At 68.9% G+C, this 1,798-nt stretch carries 3 protein-coding genes and 1 pseudogene; 2 read left to right on the top strand and 2 right to left on the bottom strand.

The window, feature by feature from the left end:
* Positions 1 to 474: tetratricopeptide repeat protein (locus G3N94_RS41210; RefSeq protein ID WP_205799895.1), on the top strand; the 474-nt coding region annotated here is incomplete at its 5' end.
* 171 nt (positions 475 to 645) lie between these two features.
* Here G3N94_RS41210 and G3N94_RS41205 read toward each other — a convergent pair.
* Positions 646 to 1,170: a hypothetical protein gene (locus G3N94_RS41205; protein ID WP_205799894.1), complete on the bottom strand. Its 525-nt coding sequence runs from the start codon at positions 1,168 to 1,170 to the stop codon at positions 646 to 648.
* Positions 1,171 to 1,202: 32 nt separating this feature from the next.
* Positions 1,203 to 1,394, bottom strand: a complete 192-nt coding sequence (locus G3N94_RS41200) for a hypothetical protein (protein WP_205799893.1) — start codon at positions 1,392 to 1,394, stop codon at positions 1,203 to 1,205.
* A 219-nt stretch (positions 1,395 to 1,613) separates the two neighbouring features.
* Here G3N94_RS41200 and G3N94_RS41195 point away from each other — a divergent pair.
* Positions 1,614 to 1,798, top strand: a pseudogene (locus G3N94_RS41195) (biotin--[acetyl-CoA-carboxylase] ligase); the annotation flags it as partial.

Below are 1,798 nucleotides of genomic sequence, written 5' to 3'. Positions count from 1 at the left end.
GCCGCGCCGGCCGCGCGGCGCGCGCAGCTCGCGCTCGGCAAGGCGCTGCTGCTCGGCAGCGGCGACCTGCCGAAGGACTATGCGCGCGCCCGCGCACTGCTCGGCGCCGCCGCCGAACATGGCGATCCTGCGGCCGCGTATTACCTCGGGCTGATCTACCGCAGCGGCTACGGCGTCGCCGCCGATCCCGCGCAGGCGGCGCGCTGGTTCGAGGCTGCTTCGCGCGCGGACATTCCGGCCGCGGACTTCATGCTCGCAAACGCGTATCGCGACGGCAGCGGCGTGCGGCGCGACGACACGCGCGCACTCGCGCTGTACCGGCGCGCGGCCGAGCATGAGCTGCCGGAAGCGGTGCAGACACTCGCGATGGCGTATCGCAACGGCGAACTGGGTCTCAAGCCGGACGCGGACGAATTCCACGCGCAGTGGATCGAAACCGCGCACGCGCTGAAGCATCCGGTCATCGCGCCGTGACGCGGTGCTGCGTGCGCGGCGCAGATGCCGCGATGCGAGCGACGTGCAGCGCTTGCAGCACGTGCTGCACGTGACGGTCGGGTTTTCAGCGGCCTGAAGGAGCCGGCTCTGCGCGGTTGCAGAGCCGGCGTCCGGCGCGGTGTCGGCGGGATGCGAGGATTCGGGTTTCGTTCAAACGCTGCCGTCCGTCTCGCCCGGCGGCACTTCGTGCCTTTCCAGGCGCAGGTACGCGTCTGACACGATCAGCCCGAACACGACGTGATCGAGTGCGCTCACCCAGCCGCGCGCGTCGGCGAACCACGGGAACAGTTGCGTCATGCCGTAGTAGTTGACGATGTACAGCAGCACGCCGAATACGGCCCCCGTCACGCTGGCCATCGCGACACTCGAATCCAGGCTGAAACACGCGATGATCACGGCCAGGATCAGCGCGAATACGATCGACAACGCGAAGTGCACGCCGAGCGCCGCCAGCAGGATCCACACTTCGACCGTGGTCGACGGCGCGAGCGCGTCGTCCCCGAAGTAGATTGCCGCGATCATGCGCAGCGGCGCCCACGCGTCATGTCCGATGATTGCGGCCGCGACGACCTGGATCACGAGGAAGACCGCGCCGGCAACGCACCCGCCGATCACGGCTGCGCGCCACACCGGAATGCGGCGCTCGTAATGGTGCGAATGCATGTGAAGTTCCATGGCGACCTCCTTTGCAACGGTCTGCCGTCGCGTCAATGCCGGTGCGAATGCGACGCACCGGAGCGATTCGCCGACCATGCCGACCATGCCGACGCGATCGACGCCGACAGCCGGCGGCACGCTCGCATCATCGGTTGCCGGACGTCTTCGGAGATCTGGGTCGTCTTGCGGTGGAAGCGCTCGAACAGGCTGGACAGGCTCGAACACGAATGAAGCTTGTTCATCGTCATTTCCCTCGATGCTGCAACGACGAGAACGGACTGGCGCGGCGGTTCGCCTGCGTTGCAGCGGGCAACCCCGTCGAAACGCGCCGTGTGCGACCGGCACGCGCCGCGCACGCCGCCAGAGCGGATATATCGAACGTAGTCTCGCCGGTGGGGAATATCAAGATGCCGACAGGGGTTGCGAGCGCGGCTCCGCCCCCTGTCGCTACAATAAGCGCCATGAACGCCCCGACCTCCCCCGACACGCCCGACACCGACGGCGCGCAGATCGCGCGCGGCCGCCTCGAGGCGCACCTGGACGCCACGCCCCGTGCGTGGCCGCTCGACATCGTCGCCGCGACCGGCTCGACCAACGCCGACCTCGCCGCCCGCCTGAAGGCGCTGCCGCGCACCGCGAGCGCGCT

The organism is Burkholderia sp. Ac-20353 (assembly GCF_017104785.1).
In the GTDB taxonomy this organism is placed as follows: Bacteria; Pseudomonadota; Gammaproteobacteria; order Burkholderiales; family Burkholderiaceae; genus Burkholderia.
Note: the sequence above shows the minus strand (reverse complement) of the source record. Positions and strands in the feature narration are given on the sequence as shown.